The sequence below is a fragment of the Peptoniphilus vaginalis genome (assembly GCF_900176605.1).
Taxonomy (GTDB): Bacteria; Bacillota; Clostridia; order Tissierellales; family Peptoniphilaceae; genus Peptoniphilus_A; species Peptoniphilus_A vaginalis.
In genome coordinates this window covers 13,596-38,463 of the sequence record NZ_FXLP01000002.1, presented here as the reverse complement: position 1 = coordinate 38,463, position 24,868 = coordinate 13,596, and the positions used below count along the sequence as shown (strand labels likewise).

The following is a 24,868-nucleotide window of genomic DNA, read 5'->3' as shown; positions in this document are numbered from 1 at the left end:
TAGGACTTATTTGAATGTGAATCAATATTTTAAAATTTTATTAGTTATTAAGAAAGATTTTAAGAGTATATGATTTCATATACTCTTTTTTTTATGTATTAACGGAGGAGAAAAAAATGGCAAAATTATTAGAGACAGTTGGAGAATCAAAATTAGTACAATTAGAAAACATTGGCGGAGGAAAGATCTTTGTAAAAGTAGAAAAGTCTAACCCAGCAGGGTCTATCAAGGACAGGGCTGCCCTCTACATGATAAGGGGAGCTATCAAAGACGGCTCCCTAAAAGAAGGCATGGAAATTGTTGAACCAACAAGTGGCAACACAGGAATCGCCATAGCCATGATTGGCCGTGCCCTTGGTTATAAGGTTAATATTGTTATGCCAAAGTCTATGTCAATTGAAAGGCGAAACTTAATCGCAGCCTTTGGAGCAAATTTAATTTTAACAGGAGATGGCGGCATGCAAACAGCAGTTGACAAGGCAAAGGAACTTGTGGCTACTGGCAACTACTTTATGCCAAACCAATTTGAAAATAAGTACAACGCTCTTGCCCACGAAGAAACTACAGGTCCAGAAATTTATAGGGACCTAAGGGACATCACAGGCTTTGTTGCAGGAATAGGAACTGGTGGAACTGTCACAGGAGTTGGAAGATTTTTAAAATCTAAGGATGAAAAGATAAAAGTTTGGGGTCTTGAACCAGATGAATCTCCACTTCTTACAAGAGGTCAAGCTGGCACACACAAGATCCAAGGGATTGGGGCAAACTTTGTGCCAGGAGTCTTAGACACAAAAATCCTAGACAAGACAATCACTGTTAAGTCAGATGAAGCAATAGAAATGGCAAGAAGACTTTCTCGTGAAGAAGGACTACTTGTTGGTATATCAGCTGGTGCCAATGTAGTAGGTGCACTAAAAATGCAAGAGGAGCTTGGTGGAAATATAGTCACAGTTGCACCTGACACAGCTGAAAGATATATGTCCACTGAACTTTTTGAAAATGATTAAGTATTTGAAAAAAATAAAAGAATACGGAGAATTTATTTTATTAAAGGACCCAGCCTGTAAAAGTTTATTCGAAGCAATTTTTATGTATCCCATTGTTCCCTGTATGGTCAGCCATAGAATTGCCCACTACTTTTACGAAAAAGATCATACTACACTTGCAAGATGGATTTCACAAAGGGCAAGGAAGAAGACTGGCATCGAAATCCACCCAGGTGCCAAAATTGGCAAGAATCTTTTTATTGATCATGGCATGGCTGTTGTTATAGGAGAAACTGCCGAGATTGGAGATAACTGTCACATGTACCACAACATAACCCTTGGTGGAACAGGCAACGAAAAGGAAAAGAAAAGGCACCCCACAGTTGGCAGCAACGTCATAATTGGGACGGGCGCCACAGTCCTTGGACCAGTAACAATTGGCGATGGAGCAAAAATTGGTGCAGGCGCCCTTGTCCTTACAGATATACCTGCCAACTCAACTGCCGTTGGAGCTCCCGCCAAGGTAGTGAAATTTCACGACCCAAGCGAAAACAAGTTCCACTAATTTATTTTAACTTAAAATTTTATAGGCATAACTTTACTCACAATCAAAAAAGAGAACTCGACATAAAAGGAGTTCTCTTTTTCTTTTTAGAACATATTCATTATTTTAGGAATTAAAGTTTTTAGTGATGAGAAAGTCATAATTAAAACGAAAACATAACTTACTGTCATGGCAATCCTTAATAAAGTTGGATCCTTGTATCCCTCATTTACATCCTTTCTCCAGATTAAGAGAGTTACAAACAACCCACCAACTGGTGTAGCAATCGATGTTGCTAAGTTTGCTATAAAAATTAACTGTATTGGAGAGCCGTTAAAAACATAAGCTACTATCATACTAAACACCAAGACTGCTAGACAACCGTTTCTTACTAGTTTTGATTCTAATTTTACTTCTTTTTGCATTCCTGCATTTAATAATACTATTCCTCTTTGTGTATTACCAATTAGAGAAGAAAATCCTGCACCTAATAATGCAGCACCCATAATATAATTTGCTGCCCTTCCCATCATAGGGACTAATAATGCTGCAAGTTGTGCTGGAGCCTTTATTTTTTCTCCAGTTGGATGAAGGACTACTGCACCTACCAAAATTATTGCCCCAGAAATTAGGACAACACTTATAACGTGAACAAGAGCATCGGTAAACATAACTCCGTTAAATAAATCTTCCTTATTCCATTTCTTTTCTTGTCCTAGATAAGTGTTATAAATTCCAGCTGTTATAGCTGCATTAGTTGAAATAAAGGCTAAAGCAGTTCCTAGACTACCTTCAGGAATTTTAAAAGATGTCATTCCAGTAGCTAGACCTTTAGGATCAGGCCCACCAACTCCAAATAGAGTGATGTAAAATGCAACAATCATACCAAGTATACAAAAAGTGATAACCTTTTCAACTTTATTATAAACATCTTTACTGAAGTAGCAATAAATAACTATTGCAACCATAATGGCAGAACCTATCTTCCAGTTTATCCCAAAGATTAAGTTCATTCCTGCACCAGTCCCTGATATATTTCCCATAGTGAAAAACAGACATGCTATAAAAGTTGCAGTACCTACTATACCAGATGCTATTGGTCCGTAGTACTTGTGTATTGCATGTATAGTTGGAAGACCTGTTGTTATTGCAAGTCTATTTGTAACCATCATAAAAGTAATCCCCATGAAAATAATCGGGATCAAAAGCCAGATTAAATCATAACCATAATTTCCACCTAACATGGCAGCTGTTGTTACCGCCCCCGGTCCAATTACAATCCCAGTAGCTATAAGGCCAGGTCCTATTCTCTTAACAAGTTCTTTAAAGGGTAACTTTTTTACACCTTCTCCTATTACTTTATTAATTTCCATTTTTTGCCCCTTTTTTGTTTAAAAAAATCCTCTGATCTGTTTAAGAGTCAGAGGATTAATAAAAATTCTCTTATTTTTTAAACTCAGTCATATCAACTTTTCCTAAGCCACTCTTCTTAAGACCTTCAGCAATCCAGTCTTTTTCTTCTTGATTTAATGGAAGAACTGGTTTTCTCATAAGACCGCTTGAGAATACTCCTCTTTGAACTAGAGCTTCTTTAAGTCTTGCGTGGGCTTCACCAGATGGTTGTCCACCACCGTAAATAGCTTGACTGATTGGATAGATCCTATCAGATGCATCTTGAGCTTCTTTAAGAGTGTGCTTGTCAGGATTTTTAAATATATCCCAAGCTTCACAAATAATTTCAGGAACACAGCCTGCAAATCCAATAAGAGCTCCGTCTACACCTGTAAACATTGTTACTGCAAGAGTTTCGTCGTGGCAAGTGATAAGAGAAATGTCTGGACATTCTTCTCTAAGAAGTCTAATATCGTGTTCGTAAATTGGTGTAACTCTTGTACCAACCTTAATACATTTAACATGATCGATTTCTTTACACATCTTAATTAGAGTTTCAACTGGGTAGAATGCCTTAGTGAAAGCTGGATATAAGTGGATGATGATGTCAATATCTGCACCTTCAGCTACATCTTTAACAAATTCAAATGGTGCATCCTTGTGCATTCCAAATCTTAACCACATGTGAGGTGGCATTAGAAGGATACCGTCAGCTCCTGCTGTCTTAGCATCTTTTGCCATTTGAACTGCACCGTTTGTGCTTTCACAGTTGATACCAGAGATTATTGTCATAATATCTCCACATTCTTCAGCTGCGATTTCAATAGTTCTAATTCTTTCTTCTGCTGTTAATCCAGTGATTTCACCTGTGTGACCGTTTACAACTAGTCCTTGGATTCCTTTATTGTAAAAAGTTTTTATCCATCTTAAATATTCTCTAAATTCTTTTTCATTAATAGTATCGTCATCATTTAGTGGTACAGAAACTGCTGGGAATATAGTTTTAAAAGTTTTTTCTTTAGTCATTTTAATTTCTCCTTGATTATTAATTTTAGTTATTGTTTTATACGCTGCAACGTTTTCTAACTAATTTATACCATCAATCCTGGAGTGGGGTCAACGAAATCAAGGCCTTGTGCAATATTTTGCATAAATTAAAAAATCTATGCAATATTATTGCATTAGTAATGTAAATCCCAAAGCTTGAAATAAATCCAATTAATATATATGATTATATTATAAACTTAGAAGATTGGAGGGCTTTATGACAACATTAAAAGATGTTGCTAAACTAGCAAATGTTGATGTAAGCACTGTGTCTAGAGCTTTAAATAATAGTGGTTATGTTCATCCACAAACTAAAAAAAGAATAATGGATGCTGTTGAAGAACTGAGCTACAAACCAAACCTATTGATTAAAGGCGTAAAAAAAAGGAAAAAGAAAAAATATTTGCGTAATGATACCATCCCTATTCTTATCCATGTTTGGAGAGTTAGTCCAACTCATTGAAGAAAAAGCAAGAGATTATGAATACGAGATTGTTATAATAAATACCAATGATGATCCTGACGTTGAAGAAATATCACTAAAAAAAGTTAGGGACAGTTATACAGATGGACTTTTAATAGTTTCAACAGGCCAAAACAAGAGGCTCATTAGAGATATTAATTCCTCCGACCTACCTGTAGTTCAATTAGTTAGAAATCAAACCGACCACTTGAGCTCCGTCGATGTCAATTATTTTAACTGTGCTCACGAAGGAGTCCATTTCTTGCGCAGATGTGGATGTGAGAGAATTGCTCTAATAAATGGAATCATGGAAATTCGTCCCTTTGCAGAAAGATACAGGGGTTATTTAAAGGCTATATCGGAACTAGGTCAAGATGACCTATCAATAAACAACGATTATTATAATATGGATTTCTTTAAAACAGGATATAATAAGTTTAAAGAATTGGACGATCAATACGGTAATATTGATGGTATATTAACAGCAAACGACCTTCAAGCCATGGGAGTCTTGAGAGCGGCAAAGGACCTAGGATATATAATTCCAGAAGATCTTAAGATTATAAGTTTAGCAGGACACTCTATGGGCGAACTCTTAGAGACAAAGATCACTTCCATGGAAATGCCCCTAGATTTAATTGCAAATAAATCTGTAGAGCTTTTGATAAATAAAATTAATTCAAAATCAGACTATTCTCAAGTTGAACACGTGACCTTTAATACGTCCTTAAACATTAGAGAGACAATTTAAAAAAGTTTATTTAAAAAGAGAACTCGACATAAAAGGAGTTCTCTTTTTCTTTACATATCTTATAAAGATTTTCACAAAGAAACTGCCCCAATGGGACAGTTTCTTTAAAATTTAACTAAGTTAAATTATTTAACTTCTACAGTTGCTCCTGCTTCTTCAAGTTTAGCCTTGATTTCGTCAGCTTCTTCTTTAGAAGCGCCTTCTTTAACTGCCTTTGGAGCTCCATCAACTAATGCTTTTGCATCTTTAAGTCCAAGTCCAGTTACGTCTTTAACAACTTTGATTACTTTAACTTTTTCTTGTCCTGCTTCTGCAAGGATTACATCGAAGTCAGTTTTTTCTTCGCCTGCTGCTGCTGGAGCTGCTGCACCTGCTACTGGAGCTGCTACAACTGCTGCTGGAGCTGCTGCTGATACACCGAATTCTTCTTCTAGAGCTTTAACAACTTCTGATAATTCTAATACTGTAAGTTCTTTAACTTCTTCAATTAATTTTTCTACTTTTTCTGACATTTTATTCCTCCGTAATTTTAAATAATAATTTTTCTTAATTTTTTAGCAGATTAAGCTGCTTCCTTTTCTTTCTTGTCTGCGATTTGTGCAATAACTCTTGCAAAACCTGATAGTGTACCACTTAGTACATTTGCGAATCCTTGGATTGGAGCGTTTAAGCCGCCAAGTACTTGTGCAACAAGAACTTCCTTGGATGGTAATTTAGCAAGTGCGTCGATTTCTGGAAGTGATAATACCTTTCCATCAACAAATCCTGCTTTAATTTCTAGTGCTTCATGATCTTCTGCAAACTCTGATGAAATTTTTGCTGCAGATGCTGGATCTTCCATACCAAATGCAATAGCGCTTGGTCCCTTTAGGAAGTCTTCTAAACCTTCAACACCTAACTCTTCGAAAGCACGTCTCATCATTGTGTTTTTATAAACCTTGTAATCAACATTTGCTTCTCTGTACTTAGCTCTAAGTTCAGTTACTTCTTCAACTGTTAATCCTCTGTAGTTTACAAGAACGATAGATTGAGCGCCTTGAATTTTTTCTTTAATTTCATCTACTAGGGCTTGTTTTGATTGTAATTTTTCTTCTTTCAATTTGTCACCCCCAAAATAAAAAAATCTCACGCCGCCGTGAGATGTGAAAATCAAATAAATCCGAATTTCAAACCTCGGTAGGAATTATGGCAGTGCCACCTACTGTCTGCGGCTTAGTAACATATGTATTATATATAGTCTTTGGGTCCTTGTCAATGATTATTTGCATTTATTTTAAATTTCTTTGTTTATATTTATTTAAATGTAGTTTTCCGGATAATTATACATAAAACTAAAGAATTTATAAAGTTTTCTTCTATTTATTATTTTAAAATTAACTTAGGCTACTTTTAATTTTTTACTCCAGATCAAAAAACTTTTAATTTTACTTAACTTCTTTGTAGAAAATTGCTAGGTCGTAAGGTCTTACAAAGTTATGAAAAATCACAAGCTCATAATTTTTTATTAAGCCATAAGATCTCTCAAGTTTATAAAAAACTACAAGCTCACAAGATTTTATTAAGTCATAATTTTTAATTAACTCATAAATTTTTACTTGTTTATAAATATCTGTACACTCATAAGTTTTTAATAAGTTAGTTTAACTCATAATCTAGTATGAAAATAAAAATTTCAATAAAAAAAGTAGCCGAAGCTACTCTTTTTCATATATAAACTTAGAAATCATCAACTTAAAATAAAATTTTAAATCGAAAAATTTGTTTTTTCCACTGATGGACTAACATTAACTTCAAATTGACCTACTAAAAGAGATGATATTGTTGTAGTAATTAAAGAATAAATTAATCTAGAAAATGGAATATAAGTTAAAGACATTACTAAGACTATTAAGTCCATTAGTAAGTAGGCATAAGAAATATTTATCTTAGTCTTGTTTGACACTACAAGGGCCAAGGCGTCATCTCCACCTGTGGCTCCTCCTTGTGATACTACAAGTCCACAACCGAGTCCAATGCCAATTCCTCCAACTACAGCTGCCAATAATGGATAGCTATAAAGATCAGGAAGAATTGGTCCCATAAGTGAAAATATTTTATAGAAGAGGGCAAACAGTAAAGAAGCTAATAAAGTTTTTCTTAAAAATGCCTTTCCAAAAATATTTATTCCAATAATAACACAAATAACATCCATTACTGGACTTAGGATTGATGGATTTATACCAAAGGTCTTATAAGATAATAAGGCAAGGCCCAGGATTCCACCTTCTGTAATTTGAGATGGGATATGAATATTTACAACTGTAAAAGCCTCAATCATAGATCCTAAGATAATATTGATTAGTCCTGCTCTTGATAATTTTAACCAAGTCAGCTTTTGATTTAGCATTTTAACACCTCCTTAATATTTCGCAATATTAGAAGGGTATCCAACCAACAAAAAAAGACTGCTGTCGGTCGTAAGGATATCCTTCGTACTTTTGCAATCTTGTGGTGTTGATGCTTTTTATTTGCTGATTTTTTCTTGTAAAAACTCTGAGCGTAATAGTTACTTTTTAGCTGTTTTATCTACCACATCAGGCAGATAAAAGGCTCTCTTGTCGTAAACTTTAGCATCAGATAAAAACTACCTGAAAATTTCGGTAACCACCGTAAAATACTTAATCAACGTTTAGTATTATAGTGCCTCACTTTATAAATTGCAAGTTCTTTTGCTTTAAAAATTAAAATTTCTCAAAATCTTCACCAAATGTTTTTAAAAATTTCTAATAAAAAGGACCTAAGCTTTTAAACTTAAGTCCATTATAAAACCCCTCTTACTTCATAAGAAGTCGAGGGGTTTTATTTATCTTAGGTGTTTTTATTTTTCAATTAATTTTGAACCATTTACTTTGATTCCAGGTCCCATTGTTGATGAAACTGTTACTGATTTTAAATAACGACCCTTTGCTGATGCTGGTTTTGCTTTAATAATAGCATCTGCAATTGTCTTAAAGTTTTCAGCAAGTTTGTCAGCTCCGAAAGAAACTTTTCCAATTGGTACGTTAATTATAGCAGCCTTGTCAACTCTATATTCAACCTTACCAGCCTTAACTTCTTTAACAGCTTGTTCTACATCAAATGTAACTGTACCTGATTTAGGGTTTGGCATAAGTCCCTTTGGTCCAAGAACTCTACCGATTTTACCAACTACGCCCATCATATCTGGAGTTGCAATCATTACGTCGAAACCAAACCAGTTTTCGCTTTGGATTTTTTCAACTAATTCTTCTCCACCAGCGAAGTCAGCACCTGCTGCTTCAGCTTCCTTAATTTTTTCTCCCTTAGCAAGAACAAGTACCTTAACTTCTTTACCTGTTCCGTTAGGAAGTACTACAGTACCTCTAACTTGTTGGTCAGCGTGTCTTGGATCTACACCAAGTCTTACTGCAAGTTCTACTGTTTCATCAAAGTTTGCCTTAGCAGTTTTTGTAACTAAGTCAAGAGCTTCGTTAACGTCATATAAATTCGATTTATCTACAAGCTTAGCGCTTTCTTGATATTTTTTACCTCTTTTTGGCATATTTACCTCCTTCGTGGTACCTACGGCTTAGCCTCCCACTTATCTTTCTACTTCTACACCCATACTTCTAGCTGTACCAGCGATCAATTCAACAGCTGCTTCTAAGCTTGCTGCGTTAAGGTCTGGCATCTTAGTTTTAGCTATTTCTTCAACTTGTGCCTTTGTTAGCTTTCCAACTTTTTTCTTGTTTGGTTCACCACTAGCCTTAGGCAAATTAAGAGCTTTCTTAATAAGCACTGCAGCTGGTGGAGTCTTTGTGATAAAAGTGAAAGAACGATCTTGATAAACTGTAAGAACAACAGGGATAATCATACCTGCTTGATCTTGAGTCTTTGCGTTAAATTCCTTTGTGAACTGCATGATATTTACACCATGAGGTCCTAATGCTGTACCAACTGGTGGAGCTGGTGTAGCTTTTCCTGCAGGAATTTGTAATTTTACTAATGCTATGACTTTTTTTGCCATTTTATTTCCTCCTTGTGGTAATGCGGGTTTACCCTCCCACACATCTCTTACTCTTTAATAATTTGATTGAAATCTAATTCAACTATTGTATCCCTTCCAAACATGGAGATACAAACTTTAACTTTTCCTTTGTCGTAATTGAAGTCGTCAATTTTACCCACCAAGTCTTTGAAGGGCCCATGTATAACCTTGACTAACTCCCCTATCTCGTAATTATCGAATAACTCTTTGTTATCAGTAACTCCAAGTAGTAACACTTCTTCATCAGTTAGTGGTACAGGCTTTGATGCAGGTCCAACGAAACCAGTTACTCCTCTTGTATTTCTTACAAGATACCAAGTTTCATCATTCATAATCATATTTACAAGGACATAAGATGGGAACATCTTTCTTTCCTTTGCCTTGGACACGCCATCCTTATTATCTACATAGTCTTCCATAGGAATTCTAATGTCGAAGATGACATCTTCCATGCCACGATTATGAACCATGGCTTCCATATTTGCCTTTACCTTTTTTTCATAACCTGAATAAGTGTGTATTACATACCATTTTGAAGCTTCATTGTTGTTAAGCTCTTGTGTATCCAACTATAACACTCCAATCAATAAATAAAACCAAATAAAAACATTATGATCTTATCATATGCTAATAATAGTAGTGATGACAAAATAACTGCCACGATTACTATAATAGAATATTTGATTACAGTCTCCTTAGTAGGCCATACAACTTTTTTGAATTCAGATTTCACACCTCTAAAATATCTACCTAGACCACCTTTATTTTCTTCAGGCTTAGGTGCTGTTTTAGTAGCCATAAATCCTCCTTACTTAGTTTCCTTATGTGTTGTATGTTCTTTACAGAATTTACAATACTTCTTTAGTTCCAATCTTTCAGTAGTCTTTTTCTTGTTCTTATATGTCACATAATTTCTGTTTTTACATTGTGTGCACTCAAGTACTACTCTATCTGCCATAAAAACACCTCCAGTGCTAAAAAAAAGAGCCGCCTTTGGCTCCTTCTAATTTACTCAACAATATTATCACATAAGAAAGGCTTTGTAAAGATATTTATTATAAATTTTCTCTATTTTTTAGGCTTTTGACCTCCTTAAAATGTTTTAAAATTGTTTCTATTTGATCTAACTTTTCATAATCAAAAATTTGCCAGTGGTGGGGTAACAAAAACTTGTAGGGTTCAAGTGAAAATCTCTTGTCGATTAATAAAATTTTTCCCCTGTCATCTTCTGTCCTTATAACCCTTCCTGCGGATTGGATGACCTTGATCATGCCTGGATAGATGTAGGCGTACTCATAACCTCTATTGTACTTCTTTTGGAAGTGGGACTTTAAAATATTTCTCTCGTAAGAAAGTCCGGGAATGCCAACACTAATTATGGCAACTCCCCTTAGCCTCTCGCCAATTAAATCTATACCTTCAGAGAAAACTCCACCCATGACTGCAAAGGCCCTTGTTGATGATAAGAAGGTAAAGTTGTTTAAAAATTCTTCCCTCTCTGTCTCTGTCATCTCTCTATCCTGCTTAATAGCTTCTCCATAAATTTCTACATATCTATCGTAGACTGCCTCCATATAAGAGTAGGATGGAAAGAAGAAAATATAATTTCCATCATCTTGCGAAAACTCTCTGAGGTTATCAATTATTTCATCAATGGACTCTTCTCTATCTCTGTAAACTGTAGAAATTTTATTGTTGCGAAGGACTAAGAGATTGTTAGGATCAAAGGGTGACTCAATCTTGTAGTAGGAAGTCTCTTCGTCTGCCCCCAAAAGTTTTCCATAATATCTTATGGGGTTTAGGGTTGCAGAGAAAAATACAGAGGACTTTGGCGCTCTTAAAATATTTTGAAAAATAGGTGCAATATCAAGGGACTTTATCCTTATCTTGTCCTCATCTTTTATGGAAACAAAATCCCTGTTGTAGTATTCCAAAATTTTGATGTAGTTAAAGAGTGAAAAATAAATATCAAGGGCTTGGTCATAGTTTTCTTGGTCCTTGTCCTTGGTCAAAAAGTCGTTCATGGAGAAAACTGTCTTTTCCACTTCCCCATTAAAGCCTACAAAGGACTCATAAGAATGAAAAGTCTTGCGTGAGTCCAACTTTTGAAATTCTTCTAGGGCATTAGCAAGATGCTTTCTCGCAGCCTTCCTCTTCTTTGGCAGAATTTCTCTTAAGCTTTCAAGGTCAGCGATAGAAACTTCTGCCGAATACATTTCTCTTCCCCTCTCAAGGAGGTTGTGAGTCTCATCAACTAAGAAAGTGAACCTCAACATTGAATTTTCAAAAAATCTTTTGAGATAAACTGTTGGATCAAATATGTAATTGTAGTCGCAGACGATGAAGTCAGAAAAGTCCAAGAGGTCAAGCTGGTATTCAAAGGGGCAAACCATGTGGAGCCTTGCAAATTTTTCAATATTTTCTCTTGTGAAGTTGTCGCAGGCATCAAAGATGTCAATTATGGCATCATTGACCCTGTCAAAGTGACCCTTGGCATAGGGACAGTCCTTTGGATTGCAGGCTACCTTATCGTTGATGCAGACCTTGTCCTTGGCTGTGACAATTGTAAGCTTTAGTCTAAGCTTTTTATTTAAAAGCCTTTCAAGGGCATCCTTGGCTGCATTCTTCCCTGTGGACCTTGCCACAAGATAAAAGGCCTTGTCAATCTTGTCCTCTCCCATGGCCTTAATTGTTGGAAAAATTGTGGAAATCGACTTGCCAATCCCCGTTGGAGCTTCCACAAATAATTTATTTTCATCATCAATGGTATTGTAAACTGCAACAGAAAGGTCTCTCTGCCCCTTCCTAAAGGACTTAAAAGGAAATTTTAATTTTTTTATGGACTCGTCCCTTATATCCTTCCACTCAACAATCCTCTTAGAAAACTCAAGATATTCCACAAGAGTCCCCATAAAAAAGTCACGAAGTTCGCCAAAAGTGAAAGTCTTTTTTATATTTAAAATTTCTTCCGACTCCAGTTGATAGTAAGTGAGCATGACATTAATCTCGTCAAGTTCATGGTCCTTGGCATAGATATAGGCATAGCACTTAGCTTGTGCCCAGTGCATTATATTTTCTTCCTTCTCAAGGTCCTCAAGCTCTCTTGTGGTTGATTTAATTTCATCAACTGTCACCTGGTCTGTGACCTCAATCCCGTCAGCACGTCCCTCAACTGTAAAATTTATTCCCTCAATTTCTTCAGTGGTCCTCAAAAAAACTTCTGTCAAGAAGTCCTTGGAGTATTCCCTTTGGACCTTTTGATGGGCCCTTATTCCTTCCACAGCCCTCTTGTTGGAAAAGAATCTCCTATCTATGTCGCCAGACCTCTTGACGAATTCTATTAAATTTCTTACGGAGATTCTTACTTCCTTCACAATAAATCCTTTCTACTTGTAAGTTAAACCTATTCCAAATCTAAAAAATTAAGTTGTCTTAGGGCTTCAAATAAAATTATATTTGCAGAGTTTGACAAGTTTAGACTCCTGCCAAAGTCCTTTAGCATTGGAATCCTTATGGCCTTGTCGTAATTTGAAAAAATTAAATCTTCTGGCAGACCACGAGTTTCTGGTCCGAAAACTATAAAGTCCCCATCCTTATACTCAACATCTGTGTACTTTTTCTTTGCCTTTGTTGAAGCAAGGTAAAAGTTCCTGTCAGGATACTTTTCCACAAGTTCATCATAGGAATCGTAATAAGTAATATCCACAAGATGCCAGTAGTCAAGACCTGCCCTTTTTAAATGGGTGTCGTCAACGGAAAAACCAAGGGGCCTTATGAGGTGGAGCCTTGTCTTTGTAAGTCCACAAGTCCTTGCAATGGCACCTGTGTTAAAGGGAATTTCTGGTTCGTAAAATACTATGTTTAACATTTTTTGTCTCCTTCTAAAATTTCTATGGCGCACTTTATCCCGTCAAGGGCAGATGAAATTATTCCACCAGAATAACCTGCTCCCTCGCCAATGGGATAAAGATTTTGAAATTTTTCTGTCCTGTAGTCACTTCTCTTGATCCTAATTGGAGCAGAAGTCCTAGTTTCCACCCCAGTTAAAATCGCATCGTCGTTGGCAAAACCCTTGACCCTCTTGTCCATAACTTTAAGAGCATTCTTTATTGCTTGGTTAATAGACTCTGGATAAATTTGATTTAAATCGGCAAAGACATATCCTGGTATAAAAGTCGGACTAACTTCTCCAAGTTTTTCTGTAGCTCTTCCCTCCATAAAGTCCTTTAGTCTTTGGACTGGAGCCTTGCCCCCACCAAGATCAAACGCCTTTTTCTCAATCATATTTTGAAAGTCCATACCGGCAAGATTGCCCTGGCCGTAAATTTTCTCATCAATAGATGCAACTACAGCAGAGTTGGAATTCTTGCCATCCCTGTCGTGGTATGACATACCATTGACGCAAAGTTGTCCCTCAAGGGAAGAGGAGTTCACAACATAGCCACCTGGGCACATACAAAAAGTATAGACTGAATGGTCAAAGTCCTTGTCAGTAACATTTAATTGGTAAGTAGCTGCAGGTAGCTTTTCAGATGTCACCCCAAATTGTGCAAGTTCAATGTCCCTTCTCAAATGCTCAATCCTAAAACCAACTGCAAAGGGCTTGGACTCAATTAGGCCATACTTGTCTAGGGTCCTAAAGGTATCACGAGCAGAATTGCCAAGGGCCAAGATGTAGGCATCAGCTTGGTACTTGCCCTTATTGGTAATAAGTTTACTAATCTTGCCACCATCAAGTTCAAAGTCCAAAAACTTTTCACTGAAGTGGTAGACACCACCTAAGCTTTCTATTTCCTTCCTCATATTTTTTATGACATCACGCAAGATGTCTGTCCCAATGTGGGGCTTTTGTTCGTAGAGAATATCTTCTGGTGCTCCCTGGTCCACAAAGATGTCGAAGATGTGACCCATCCTCTTGTCCTTGGAGCGTGAAGTTAACTTTCCATCAGAAAAAGTTCCAGCTCCACCTTCTCCAAATTGTACGTTGGAATCTTCATTTAATACTCCAGTCTTGTGGAGTTGGTCAATATCTGCAACTCTTTCATCAACTGCCTTTCCCCTCTCGATTAGGGTAACCTTGACCCCCTTCTTGGCAAGGAGATAGGCTGCAAAGAGTCCTGCAGGACCAGTCCCAACAATTACAGCTGACTCAACTTTATTTTTGTTTTCAACTTCAAGCTTCTCCTCTTGAAAGACCGCAAGATTATTTTTAAGTCGCTTTTGAATTTTCACATCAATGTCATCAAGGTCTAAGTCAATAACAACTTGGTAGACAAAGTTTAAACCCTTCCTGGCATCGAAAGACTTCTTGTGAATCTTAAAGTCAAAATCCTTCTTATTTATTTCCTTTTCAATTTTCTCCCTCAAAAACTTTTGGTCCTTGTCATAGGGAATTTTTATATTTCTTAAAATTATCATTTTTTCACCAAGGACATTATAACACGAAATCATTCTAGTAAATAAAAACCTACTTAGTAGAGAAAGATTTGAAAAATATAAATTAGCAAAACAAAATTAAAAATAAAAAATTCAAAAGAAAAAGAGACCTCACTGGGTCTCCCTTTCCTTTCTTGAATTGTTTTACAAAAATAATTTAAGAAAATAATTTTCTTATCTTAAACATGAAATTCTTTATGATTTAATCTTTCCCAAACTTCCTCAATTGAGCTTCCATTCTTTCTGTGGTATTCATGACCATTAGTTGCTTCAATTATATCTCCATAGGACCATGAGCTTTCAGGGTTATCCTTAAACATAATTAAGATAGACTTATTTTTCTTAACAAAATCTAAATCACACTTGCGATCTAACATTCTATTGGTTATTGATACAACCTCTTCTCTTGAAATACTCTTTTCAGGTTTAAAGCTTCCATCAGGATAACCACTTATCCAACCCTTGTTATAGGCTGATGCAATATAAGAATAAGCCCAGTGAGAAGTATTCACATCAGTAAAGTTAAGACTACCACCACTTAACTTATCAAATTGACTTGCCATAGTTGCGAATTCCGCCCTAGTAATAGGATCATTTGGTTTAAAAGAGCCGTCCTCATAACCCTTTACAATATTAAGCTCAGTCATAATAGTTACTGCACTTGCGTACCAGTCATCCTTATTTACATCAGAATAAATCTTTTTAAATTCATTAGACTTAGTTGGTCTTTTCAAAAGTAGACGACCAAACATAGCAGTAGCTTCTGCCCTTGTCATTGATCTACTTGGTCTAAAAGTATTATCTGGATAACCATACATATACGCATAGTGATCCTTTTTGTTTAGTAGATTTCCCTTGTTATTAGAGCCTGAAGAATAATATTTAGGCAAGCTTTCATTCTCAACATTCTTTAGATAAATATCTTTCAAATCTGAATCTGAAAGTTTGAAATTGAAGGTCAAATCACTTTCCCTATATCCTACAGGTGCCTTTACTTCACTTATTTTATATTCACCATTTAAGAGTGGTCCTGCACTTACTATGCCTTGACTATTTGACCTTAAATTATCCTTTACTAAAGAATATTTTCCGTCTTTTTCTAGCCTTTCAAGTTTAAATACTGCTCCCTCAATACCTACTTTTGTCGCACTATCTACCTTTTTAAAGGAAATATTGTGACGAGTATAGGAGTTCTTCACGATATTTGACTTACCAAAAGTCATTTCCCTAGGGAAAGTCACACCATCCTTTGAAACTTCAATCTCAAAGGACATTTCTTCGTAACCAGGAAGTCTAGTTTCTACAATTTTGTAAGTTCCATTTTCAAAACCCTTAAAAATTACATCGCCCTTTTCATCAGAAACAGCAACTGCATTTTTAAATTCCGGATTTGCAGGGTTTGAATTGTTAAGATACCTATAGACTTCATCTTCAAACTTGCCATCGACCTTGCGATAGGCCTTAAAGATTACTCCCTTCATGGCCTTCGGCTTTCCCTTTTCATCTAAGGCTTCATCAAGTTTTTTAAAGGAGAAGCCCCTTCTCATCTTGTAGTTAATAAACTTTTCATCGCTATTAACTTTTTTATCACCAATAATTTTTTCATCATCAGTGAACAATTTTATATCCAATGCCTTATCTCTTGCCTCTGTAAGATCAGGAACTTTAATTACATTGGTATTTACATCATAGTCTGCAAAGCTATTAAGAGGTCCTTTTATTGGACTCTTTGGATCATCACTTGCAGCTGGAGCTTCTATAATTTGATACTGCTTATTGTCTAAGTTGTCAAAACTTACTAAACCATTATTATCAGATTTTGCAGTTACAAAGTCTTCTCCATTTTTAATGCTTTCAAATTTGTCGCCCTTCTTTTCTTGAAGAATAAAGATTGCCCCTTCCATTGGTTGAGGTTTACCCTTATAAACTTCCTTATACTTAACAAAGGAAACTTTGTGTTTTATTTTTGAATTTTCAACAACTTTTTTCTCGGTTACGGGATCCTTAGACCAGTCGTAATAATCCTCGCTTTCATCTTCTTTCACTTGGAATTCTTTTATGACTGTCCTATTTGTAGGAAGGCCATAGCCAACTGGTGCTTTACTTTCTTCAATCTTGTAGGTACCACCAGCTACATTTGTAAAAGTAACTTTGCCATCATCTCCTGATGTTGCAGTTTGATCTACTAAAAATTCACCTCTTGACCCCTTCTTCATAAGTTTAAACTCTGCACCTTGAAGTGGATTTATCTTTTCATTTTCTTTGCCCTTGTTTTGAATTTCTGCTTTTATAAAGGAAATGTTGTGAAGGGTTAGTTTTTTATTTACTACATCGCCATAATTGTACTCTTTCGACATATCCTTTGTAAGCTTTATTTCAAATGGTTCCATTTTGTCACTATATCTTCCTGGTGCATACTCAGTTTCTTCAACCTTATAAGTTCCATTTGAAAGATTTTCAAATTTTACGATACCATCTTTATCAGAACTTTTATAAACTGGTCTACTGTTATTGTCTAATAAATCTGTCCCATCTTCCTTAGTTATTTTAAATTTAGCACCTTGTAATGGCTTTCCATTTTGATCCACTTTTCTAAATATTAGGGTATGCTTTTCATTAGGCTTTAATTCGTTATAAACCTTAAGTCCCATTTTTACAACGAAGGACCAACCGCTATTTTTATTAATATCATACTTGACTTTAATGCAATCATCGCCGGAATAATTTTTACTATTTATACTTGTGACTTCAGCTTTATCCTTTTCAAGGCTTCCATTCACAAATGTTATTTCTTTTCCATCTGCTGAAACCTTGAATTTCACTGGATTTTTCAAAGCCTTGTAGTCTGATTTTGGATCTACAGTTTCAGTTAAAGTGTATTCGCCATTAAATGGAATCTTGTCTAAGATTAAAGTTCCATCAGATGAAACTTGGAGTTTTTTTGAATCATAATCTTTTTCTACTGCAGTTCCTTTTTCAGTTACCTTATATTTTCCTGTAAGTTGGAATGAAATATTACTATAATCTAGCGGTGCATAAATATCACTATCGCTTTTATCCTTACCAATAATTCTTTGTGGCAAAACTTTTTCAAGATTTATAGTGAACTTTTGAATTTCTACTTCCAAAGAACCTGCAAGGACTAGGGTTGTAGCCTTTGCTTTTTGCAAATAACTTGCATTATCAGATGTAAATACAGCAGTGGCTTCATTTGTAAGACTTGCCCCTTCCTTATTTTTTGCTTCGCCACCAGCTTTTTTTACTATCTCAGCATTTTTCAAAATTACATCATATTCTAAGGCGAACTCATCAGGGAATTGAGCCGATTCATTATTTTTTGTCACTTCAAATAGAATTTCTTTATCACCTTTAGATTTAACTTCCATATTTAAATTTGCTGTATCCTTACCACTTAACTTAATGTCATCATACTCAACTAAATCGTGGTAATCAGAAAAAGTATCCTTAACCTCAAGGGTCTTGGCGTTTTTTAAAAATTCCTTATTCTTTAAAGAAAATGTCAATTTGTAGTGTCTTTTTGTTGATTTTTTAAACTCCTTAATTTCATTATTATTTGCATTATCTGCCCATTTATCAACTGATTTTTTCAAAAACTCTCCATATTGAACTTCTGTTGTCGCACTGGCAGATTCTTTAATGGTTTGAGGAGGAGTGTTCTTATTTTCAATTACTGCACTTGCAGTATTTGTTATTTCCTTATCTCCTTGTCCCCCATCATAGATTTTTGAAAGATCCATTTTAACACTGTAGATAATTGTAAACTTTTTACCTGAAAGATCCTTATCACTTTTTACAGTGAATACTTTGCCATCTCTTAGAATCGTAAGTCCTTCTGGAGCATTTTCATATTCGTCGGCAGCTGTTGGGTCTGTTTTAGCTCTTAATGGACCCTTTAATTCCTCTTTTGTGATTTCTACAAATTCGTCATTATCACCAAAGCTATCGGTAATTTTAATTTGACTCATATCTTTCAATTGGTATTTTGAAAGGTCAAAACTAAGTCTGTAGGTTTTTACTCCTGAAGTTTTAGGTTCAGCTTCAGAAGTAATATCTTCCTTTGTCAAGAAATCAGGTTTTTCAATTTTCGATTCAGCTTTAAGCGTCATTCCCTTATCATATTTAACACTTGCTGTGTTATTGATAGTTGCCTTTTCTTCTCCTGATTTGTTAAATGCATAAGATGCATCCATATTGTAGGTGAAAAGATATACATAATGATTGTCTTTAAAGTTATTTTCATTTACACCAGTTTTAAAATTGATACTCTTATTGTCGTTAGAAGGTGTGAACTTAACTTCTTCCCCTTTTAGGGTTCCTACATTTCCTTTTACATACTTTTCAATAAAAATATCATAAATTCTCTTATTATAAGCCTCATCACTTTCACTTTCTTCTTTAGTCTTCTCTTTTTTCAATTTAGAAATTTCAGCGTCAAAGTCATCAAGTTTAAATCTTACAAGTTTAAGATCGGTGTACTTATCTCCTATCTCTCCATTAGTCATAAGAGCTTCATCAGAAATATCTATTTCTTCACAGTAAGATCCCTTTATATTTGCCAAGACTCCGTTTTTTATTTGTGTCATATCATCATCAATAAAGGAGTACTTAGCTACTGGATAAAGACCTTCTTGCTCATTAGTTTCTTTTTTTTCTCCTGTTTCATCTTCAGTATCGGGACCTGTAATTCTCAATTGTGGATATACGTCTGAACCATCTGGACCATCAAGCTTTTTATCTTTATTTAGTTCGATAATTGTAACATTAGGAAATTCGCTGAACCATTTTGACTCAAATTGGTTGTCTTCCGGCTTAGTGTCAGACTTGGTTTTATAAGTGATAATAAGGGCATCACTTTTTTCTTCTTCCTTTTCATCTAAAAGATAGTAAGCCAATTTATCATCAGGACCTGCCTTTGCTTTTTTAAGAGTGACATAAGAATCGATCAAAGATGTGAAGGGTATATCCGCTGTTCCACCAGATATATCTATCTTAAAGTCTGACAAATTTGGAAAATTCCTCTTGCTATCCTCTTGATTTGTATCATTAAAATAATTTCCCTTTGAAGTTATTACTGTGCCAGCTTCTCTTTCTTTATATACATAATCTGGAAAAATATAATGAATAATTTCAACGTTCCTCTTAGATTCTTGTTCTTTATCTGTGGTGTAGTTAGAATACTTAGCATTAATTCCTTCTATTTTTTTTCTTAAAATATTGGAATGGTCACCAAACTTAATTACAAAACGCTCCTTACCTTCTTCTACATCCTTAGTAATTGTGTAGAAAGGCTTGGCAGAATTTGCATCCCTTGCCACATCATTAGAAGTTTTTCTTTTTAACAAATTATTAATATCTTTACCATTATTTGGGATCTCTTCATTCGGTTTAATAAAATAGTATTTAAGAGAATCTTCTATATAAGTACCATGTCTTAAAGTATCGGAAACTTCCGTAACAGCTTTCCTTTTGTGATCCCTGTTAAATACTATTGCCCATGTTGTAATTCTCTCACCCTTATCGTTAGTTTCTTGAGCGATTTGAAGCTTATCTGAAGGCTTTTTAACGATTTTGAAGAAGGGGATTTTTTCATCTGTTGTAGTTGTTATAGTTTTCCCTTCATAGGTGTAAGTGATCTTTGTCTTTGATCTTGCTCCTGGATTGGCATATAACCAATAGTTGTTTGGTAGCTTATTCACTTTTGTCTTCCACTCGATTTTATAATGGAATTTTCCGTCTTTATCATTAACTTTTACAATTTGATACTTTTTATCGCCACCATTATAAGTGTATTCTTTGTCGCCTTTAATGTCATAACCTATCCAAGGATTTTTTTTCTCAACACCCTCTCCTGAAAGTTCAAATTTATTATTTGACTTTACATTTTCAGGGAAAAGAACCTCCCTGTCAGAAATTTTTATCTTAAATCCATCAGGAAGATTTTTACCATTCGCCGGACGAATTTCTAAGCTCTCATATAGAAAGTTTTCGCCAGTGTCTGCTGAAGGTGCAACTTTTGCACTATGGGTTAAGGCAATCTTTTCTTCTGGAAATATAATACTGTCAGAAACATCCTTTGTTTTATCTTCGCCATAATTGTACTTAAAATTCCAACTTGCCTTTAAATATTTGTAGTCATTTTTAAAGGTCATCCATTTATCTACGGGAATTTCAAGTTTATAAGTTTTTTTATCTTTATTTCCTTCCCCAGTTAACTTAACCTCTTCTTTTAAATTATATGAAACTCCATTATCTTTAGTTTCTATAGGTCCATCTTCCTTAAACTTAATTTGTTCAGACTCTGGAATAGTTTTACTTGCGCCATTAGTTAGGGTAAAAGAAGTTATATCTATAGTATCAGGAAGGTCTGGTGCCCCTACTTTTGTATCCTTTGTCAAGGTTACGCTGGCAAGTAACTTATCCCCATCTATTTCAAATTTTGGAGTAATGTCTGGAGTATAAGCAGGTTTAGTGTCAGGATTTACACCCAATTCTATTGGTTTTTGCTGACTTCCTGTGCCATCAGAAAAAGTTGCATTAAAGCTTGCATAGTCCCCTGATTTTAACTTAAATGTGTGTATGTTTCCATTATTTGTATGTTCAACATTAGATGGAAATCCACTAACATCTTTTATTTCTCCAAGCTTATAACCACTTTTTTTACTTACTTTTACTGTCGCTGATTTTTTATCTCCTGTATAAGTAGGATCTGATAAATTAAAACCATAAAAATCAACACTTACTTTAACTTTATCAGAAGACTCAGGAAAAAGGGTATAAGACTCATCATTAGTTTCCTTAGTTTCAAGATCCAGACTTAATCTACCTGTATTGTAGGTAACTTCAGCAGCATTTTTATCAAAAATGTATTTAACAACAATATTTCCATTTTCTTTTACAACCTTTACAGTTCCTACATTTAAATTAGTCGTCCTATCCCTAATCTCTACAGACATAATCGAATCATTGGCTGTAAGATTTTCAATATCTTTGTCATTTATACTTTTTACTATACTTGCATTAGCAAGACTTATTTGATAGGTTTTGTCTAAGTCCTTTGAAGTTTTTAAACTCATAGCTGGAAAGACAATTGTAAAGTTTCCTACTTTATTGGAACGCTTTATTATATTTTCTCCTTGTGCTTCTTCCACAATAGCAGTAAATTCATCATTGTCCGCTGGTGCATTCCTTGTAGCAGACCTATCCTCTCCTAAATTTTTTCCTTCATCAAGTTTTCGTGCTTGTAAACTTTGTCCAAAATTCTCCTCCCTCAAGGAAAATTTTTGGTCAATAAAATTTTCTTGTCTCTTATTGGTTTCCTCATCCTTAAAACTTAAGGCATACCCAATTTCTGAAAAACTTGGTAGAATCATGAGTATTGCCAATAAGAAAGCTAATTTTCTTTTCATAAATCCTCCTAAAATTTAATCTTAAGCTTAACTTAAAATTAGTACTTTCTAAATTTAAAAATATTATAATAATTGCCTTAAAGCACTAAAGCCTCAATATACTCACATAATAAACCTTTTCCACTAATATAGCAAGACTTATTGACTATTTTAAGCCATCCAACTTATTAAAATATAGTTTTTAATAAATTAAGCATAAATTACTTAAGAAAATTTTTTTCTAAAAAAAACCTCCATTTGACAATTCCCTTCACTGTCTTTGGAGGTTTTACTTTTATTATTTTTCCTTTGGCAAAATAACTTCTACAATTGTTCCGCTTTTTTTACCCATGTCATCTTGGTTATCTAAAATTTTTATTTCGCCTTTTAACTTTTCTACAATATTCTTCACTAGGTTAAGTCCTATTCCATAGCCGCCAGTTTTTTTATTTCTCGATTCATCTACCCTGTAAAATAAATCAAAAACTTTTTCTTTCTCTTCTTCATCAATTCCAAGTCCAGTATCTCGAACATAAATAAAATAATTTTCTTCATCTTCAGCGAAGTCAAAGACTACAAGTCCTCCATCTCTGTTGTAGGCGATGGCATTCTTTCCAAGATTGTAGAGGACTCTCTCTAGCAAGATGTCGCTGGTGTAAATTTCCCTGCTTCCCAACTTGGAAATAAGTTTTACATTTTTCTCTTCTGCCAGGTCTTCCAAGTCAAAGACAATTTCTTCTACAAGGTCCTTGATGTCAAACTTTCTTGCGATTGCATTCTCTCTACGATTTAAAAACAAGAGGGACTCGATAATTTTTGAAATTCTGTCTATGTTCTCATCAAAATTATCCAAAAGCTCTTTAAGTTCTTGGTCCTTAATTTTATTTTTCATTAGATAAATTTCAAGTGAGGACTTCATAACTGCCACTGGTGTGTTTAACTCATGAGCAATGGAAGATGATAGGGCCTTCTCCCTCGCATAGGACCCATAGATCTTATCTAAGGACTTTTGAAATGCTAAGGATAGTTCTTCGATTTCTTGTGACTGACCCTCCATGTAAATTTTTTCTTCACTGTCCACCTTGTCAATGTCAATCTCTTGGACTTTTTCCTTTAATTCCTTTAAGGGTTTTAGGCTTCTGGAAACTAAAAAATAATAAACCAGGGACCCAAGAGCAATTGTTGACCCAATAACTATTAGAGAAAAGTTTTTTATCTCCTTAGTTGACTTCAACTTTGAGTCCTCAAGAACTATAAAGTAGTCTTTATTCCCCTTGTTGGTCTCTTCCATTACAATTTTTTCGCCAATGTCCTGGATCCTCTTTTCTTGGTACTTGCCAATAATATAGTTGGATGTGGCAGTCATTACAATAAAAATCAAAATTATGGAGAGGATGAGCTTAAAGACAATGGTATTTTTTACGTTTTTAATTTTCTTCATCTATTATATAGCCCTTTCCAATTTCATTTCTTATAATATTTTTCCCAAGCTTGTCCTTTAACTTCTTCCTAAGGGCAGACATATGGACCCTCACAACGTTAGAAAACAAATCCACCTCATCATTCCATACGTGGTCCATTAACTCTTCAGCAGTGACATACCTTCCCAGGTTGAAAAATAAATATTCCAAGATGCCTGATTCCTTGGCAGTTAGCTTCAAGGCTTCCTTGTCAATTGCAAAGGTCCTCTTGGCTGTGTCAAACTCAACTCCATGGGCCCTAATGATGGCATCACTTATGGAAGTCTTTCGTCTTAAGAGAGACCTAATCCTTGCCTTTAGCTCTTCAAAGTGGAAGGGCTTAAGTATATAGTCGTTGGCTCCAAGGTCAAGGCCCCTCACCCTGTCGTCAACATCTGAAAGGGCAGTGAGCATTATTACATTGACTTCTCTATCTCTCTCTCTTATCTCTTCCAAAATTTCAAAACCATTTTTCCCTGGCAAGTTTACATCTAATATTATTAAGTCATAGGAATTTGTAAATGCCATAAAGGACCCTTCCTCTCCATCAAGGGCTGTGTCAACTGCATAGCCTGAATGAACTAGGCCTTCCTTAATTGACTTTAATAATTTTTCTTCATCTTCAACAATTAAAATTTTCATTTTTCCCTAACCCATTTCTCGTGATAAACCTTGTATCTCTCATCTTCGATTTCTGACTTGTCAATTAATTTAAAGCCATCAAAGTCTGGTATAAAGGTATCGGCGCCTTCAACAACTGTGTCAACTCTTGTGACAATTAATTCCTCAATCCTATCCCAAAGGAGCCTTACAATTTCCGCTCCCCCAATGACAAAGACTTCCTTATCTGGATAAGCCTCAATAATCTTGTCTAACTTTTCTACTGAGTCAATGTAAAACAAGTCCTCCTTGTCTTCTTTCTCTGACCTAGTGAAAACAATAGATATCCTGTTGGGAAGCTGCCTTCCAATGTCGTCAAAAGTCTTGCGTCCCATTACAATAATATTATTTGTTGTGTAGTTCTTAAACATCTCAAGGTCATTGTCTACAAACATAATTTGCTTGCCCTCTTTGGCAATGGCATTTTTATTATCAACTAAAATTAGTAACTTCATCTAGACCTCCTAAAAACTTCTTAAAACTATCATATCTTAGTAGACAGTCTATTCCTAGGATTTTTTTCTAGCATATTTAGATTGAAAATTAACTTTTCCCTTGTAATTTATTTATTAGTCTGCTATACTAATGTTGTTATGGCGACATAGCCAAGTGGTAAGGCACGGGTCTGCAACACCCTTATCACCGGTTCAAATCCGGTTGTCGCCTCCATAACAAAAA

21 protein-coding genes, 1 tRNA gene and 1 other annotated feature are annotated in these 24,868 nt (G+C 35.1%); of the genes, 5 read left to right on the top strand and 17 right to left on the bottom strand.

What is annotated here, in order from left to right; all coding sequences use genetic code 11:
* Nucleotides 1-116: 116 nt before the first annotated feature.
* Both cysK and epsC read left to right on the top strand, forming a co-directional pair.
* Entirely contained in the window at nucleotides 117-1,007 is an 891-nt protein-coding gene (gene cysK / locus CAN42_RS00185; RefSeq protein ID WP_085875043.1) for a cysteine synthase A, read from the top strand.
* Complete coding sequence (gene epsC / locus CAN42_RS00180; protein ID WP_085875042.1) at nucleotides 1,000-1,551, top strand: serine O-acetyltransferase EpsC; 552 nt, start codon at nucleotides 1,000-1,002, stop codon at nucleotides 1,549-1,551. The genes cysK and epsC overlap by 8 nt, the downstream gene beginning before the upstream one ends.
* A gap of 86 nt (nucleotides 1,552-1,637) precedes the next feature.
* Here the strand turns inward: epsC and CAN42_RS00175 are convergent, their stop codons facing one another.
* Entirely contained in the window at nucleotides 1,638-2,903 is a 1,266-nt protein-coding gene (locus tag CAN42_RS00175) for an Nramp family divalent metal transporter (RefSeq protein ID WP_085875041.1), read from the bottom strand.
* 70 nt (nucleotides 2,904-2,973) lie between these two features.
* The gene (locus tag CAN42_RS00170) at nucleotides 2,974-3,948 is read right to left on the bottom strand and encodes a dihydrodipicolinate synthase family protein (protein ID WP_085875040.1); all 975 of its coding nucleotides are present in this window, start codon (nucleotides 3,946-3,948) and stop codon (nucleotides 2,974-2,976) included.
* 238 nt (nucleotides 3,949-4,186) lie between these two features.
* On the opposite strand from CAN42_RS00170, the gene CAN42_RS00165 reads away from it, so the two are divergent.
* Together CAN42_RS00165 and CAN42_RS00160 are read left to right on the top strand one after the other, a co-directional pair.
* Complete coding sequence (locus CAN42_RS00165; RefSeq protein WP_085875039.1) at nucleotides 4,187-4,432, top strand: LacI family DNA-binding transcriptional regulator; 246 nt, start codon at nucleotides 4,187-4,189, stop codon at nucleotides 4,430-4,432.
* Nucleotides 4,380-5,183, top strand: coding sequence for a LacI family DNA-binding transcriptional regulator (locus CAN42_RS00160; protein ID WP_085875038.1), 804 nt, complete (start codon nucleotides 4,380-4,382; stop codon nucleotides 5,181-5,183). The genes CAN42_RS00165 and CAN42_RS00160 overlap by 53 nt, the downstream gene beginning before the upstream one ends.
* A gap of 125 nt (nucleotides 5,184-5,308) precedes the next feature.
* Here CAN42_RS00160 and rplL read toward each other — a convergent pair whose 3' ends face one another.
* The 15 genes from rplL to CAN42_RS00085 form a co-directional block, all read right to left on the bottom strand.
* The gene (rplL, locus tag CAN42_RS00155; protein ID WP_085875037.1) at nucleotides 5,309-5,695 is read right to left on the bottom strand and encodes a 50S ribosomal protein L7/L12; all 387 of its coding nucleotides are present in this window, start codon (nucleotides 5,693-5,695) and stop codon (nucleotides 5,309-5,311) included.
* Nucleotides 5,696-5,745: 50 nt separating this feature from the next.
* Nucleotides 5,746-6,282, bottom strand: coding sequence for a 50S ribosomal protein L10 (gene rplJ, locus CAN42_RS00150; RefSeq protein ID WP_062572168.1), 537 nt, complete (start codon nucleotides 6,280-6,282; stop codon nucleotides 5,746-5,748).
* An 8-nt stretch (nucleotides 6,283-6,290) separates the two neighbouring features.
* Nucleotides 6,291-6,412 (bottom strand) — a sequence feature (ribosomal protein L10 leader region).
* 515 nt (nucleotides 6,413-6,927) lie between these two features.
* On the bottom strand, nucleotides 6,928-7,569 hold the full coding sequence (locus tag CAN42_RS00145) for a DUF6198 family protein (protein ID WP_085875036.1): 642 nt from the start codon (nucleotides 7,567-7,569) through the stop codon (nucleotides 6,928-6,930).
* 471 nt (nucleotides 7,570-8,040) lie between these two features.
* The gene (rplA, locus tag CAN42_RS00140) at nucleotides 8,041-8,742 is read right to left on the bottom strand and encodes a 50S ribosomal protein L1 (protein WP_085875035.1); all 702 of its coding nucleotides are present in this window, start codon (nucleotides 8,740-8,742) and stop codon (nucleotides 8,041-8,043) included.
* A 39-nt stretch (nucleotides 8,743-8,781) separates the two neighbouring features.
* Complete coding sequence (gene rplK / locus CAN42_RS00135; protein ID WP_060799627.1) at nucleotides 8,782-9,207, bottom strand: 50S ribosomal protein L11; 426 nt, start codon at nucleotides 9,205-9,207, stop codon at nucleotides 8,782-8,784.
* Nucleotides 9,208-9,254: 47 nt separating this feature from the next.
* Complete coding sequence (gene nusG / locus CAN42_RS00130) at nucleotides 9,255-9,797, bottom strand: transcription termination/antitermination protein NusG (protein ID WP_085875034.1); 543 nt, start codon at nucleotides 9,795-9,797, stop codon at nucleotides 9,255-9,257.
* A 14-nt stretch (nucleotides 9,798-9,811) separates the two neighbouring features.
* Nucleotides 9,812-10,027 (bottom strand): preprotein translocase subunit SecE, encoded by a 216-nt coding sequence (gene secE, locus CAN42_RS00125; protein ID WP_062572172.1) that lies wholly within the window; start codon nucleotides 10,025-10,027, stop codon nucleotides 9,812-9,814.
* A gap of 9 nt (nucleotides 10,028-10,036) precedes the next feature.
* Nucleotides 10,037-10,186, bottom strand: coding sequence for a 50S ribosomal protein L33 (gene rpmG, locus CAN42_RS00120; protein WP_062572173.1), 150 nt, complete (start codon nucleotides 10,184-10,186; stop codon nucleotides 10,037-10,039).
* 97 nt (nucleotides 10,187-10,283) lie between these two features.
* Complete coding sequence (locus CAN42_RS00115; RefSeq protein WP_085875033.1) at nucleotides 10,284-12,602, bottom strand: ATP-dependent DNA helicase; 2,319 nt, start codon at nucleotides 12,600-12,602, stop codon at nucleotides 10,284-10,286.
* A gap of 29 nt (nucleotides 12,603-12,631) precedes the next feature.
* Nucleotides 12,632-13,096 carry a tRNA (cytidine(34)-2'-O)-methyltransferase gene (locus CAN42_RS00110; protein ID WP_085875032.1) on the bottom strand — a complete coding sequence of 155 codons (465 nt, stop codon included), beginning with the start codon at nucleotides 13,094-13,096 and terminating at the stop codon, nucleotides 12,632-12,634.
* A complete protein-coding gene (locus CAN42_RS00105; RefSeq protein ID WP_085875031.1) occupies nucleotides 13,090-14,646 on the bottom strand; it encodes an NAD(P)/FAD-dependent oxidoreductase in 1,557 nt (518 codons plus the stop codon). Before CAN42_RS00105 ends, CAN42_RS00110 begins: the two co-directional genes overlap by 7 nt.
* Before the next feature lie 197 nt (nucleotides 14,647-14,843).
* On the bottom strand, nucleotides 14,844-22,091 hold the full coding sequence (locus CAN42_RS00100) for a SpaA isopeptide-forming pilin-related protein (protein ID WP_085875030.1): 7,248 nt from the start codon (nucleotides 22,089-22,091) through the stop codon (nucleotides 14,844-14,846).
* A gap of 277 nt (nucleotides 22,092-22,368) precedes the next feature.
* The gene (locus CAN42_RS00095) at nucleotides 22,369-23,511 is read right to left on the bottom strand and encodes a sensor histidine kinase (protein ID WP_085875029.1); all 1,143 of its coding nucleotides are present in this window, start codon (nucleotides 23,509-23,511) and stop codon (nucleotides 22,369-22,371) included.
* Nucleotides 23,498-24,172, bottom strand: a complete 675-nt coding sequence (locus CAN42_RS00090) for a response regulator transcription factor (protein WP_085875028.1) — start codon at nucleotides 24,170-24,172, stop codon at nucleotides 23,498-23,500. Before CAN42_RS00090 ends, CAN42_RS00095 begins: the two co-directional genes overlap by 14 nt.
* Nucleotides 24,169-24,645, bottom strand: a complete 477-nt coding sequence (locus tag CAN42_RS00085) for a dihydrofolate reductase (protein ID WP_085875027.1) — start codon at nucleotides 24,643-24,645, stop codon at nucleotides 24,169-24,171. The genes CAN42_RS00090 and CAN42_RS00085 overlap by 4 nt, the downstream gene beginning before the upstream one ends.
* Nucleotides 24,646-24,785: 140 nt before the next feature.
* Here CAN42_RS00085 and CAN42_RS00080 point away from each other — a divergent pair.
* Nucleotides 24,786-24,859 (top strand) — tRNA-Cys (locus CAN42_RS00080).
* Nucleotides 24,860-24,868 lie beyond the last annotated feature (9 nt).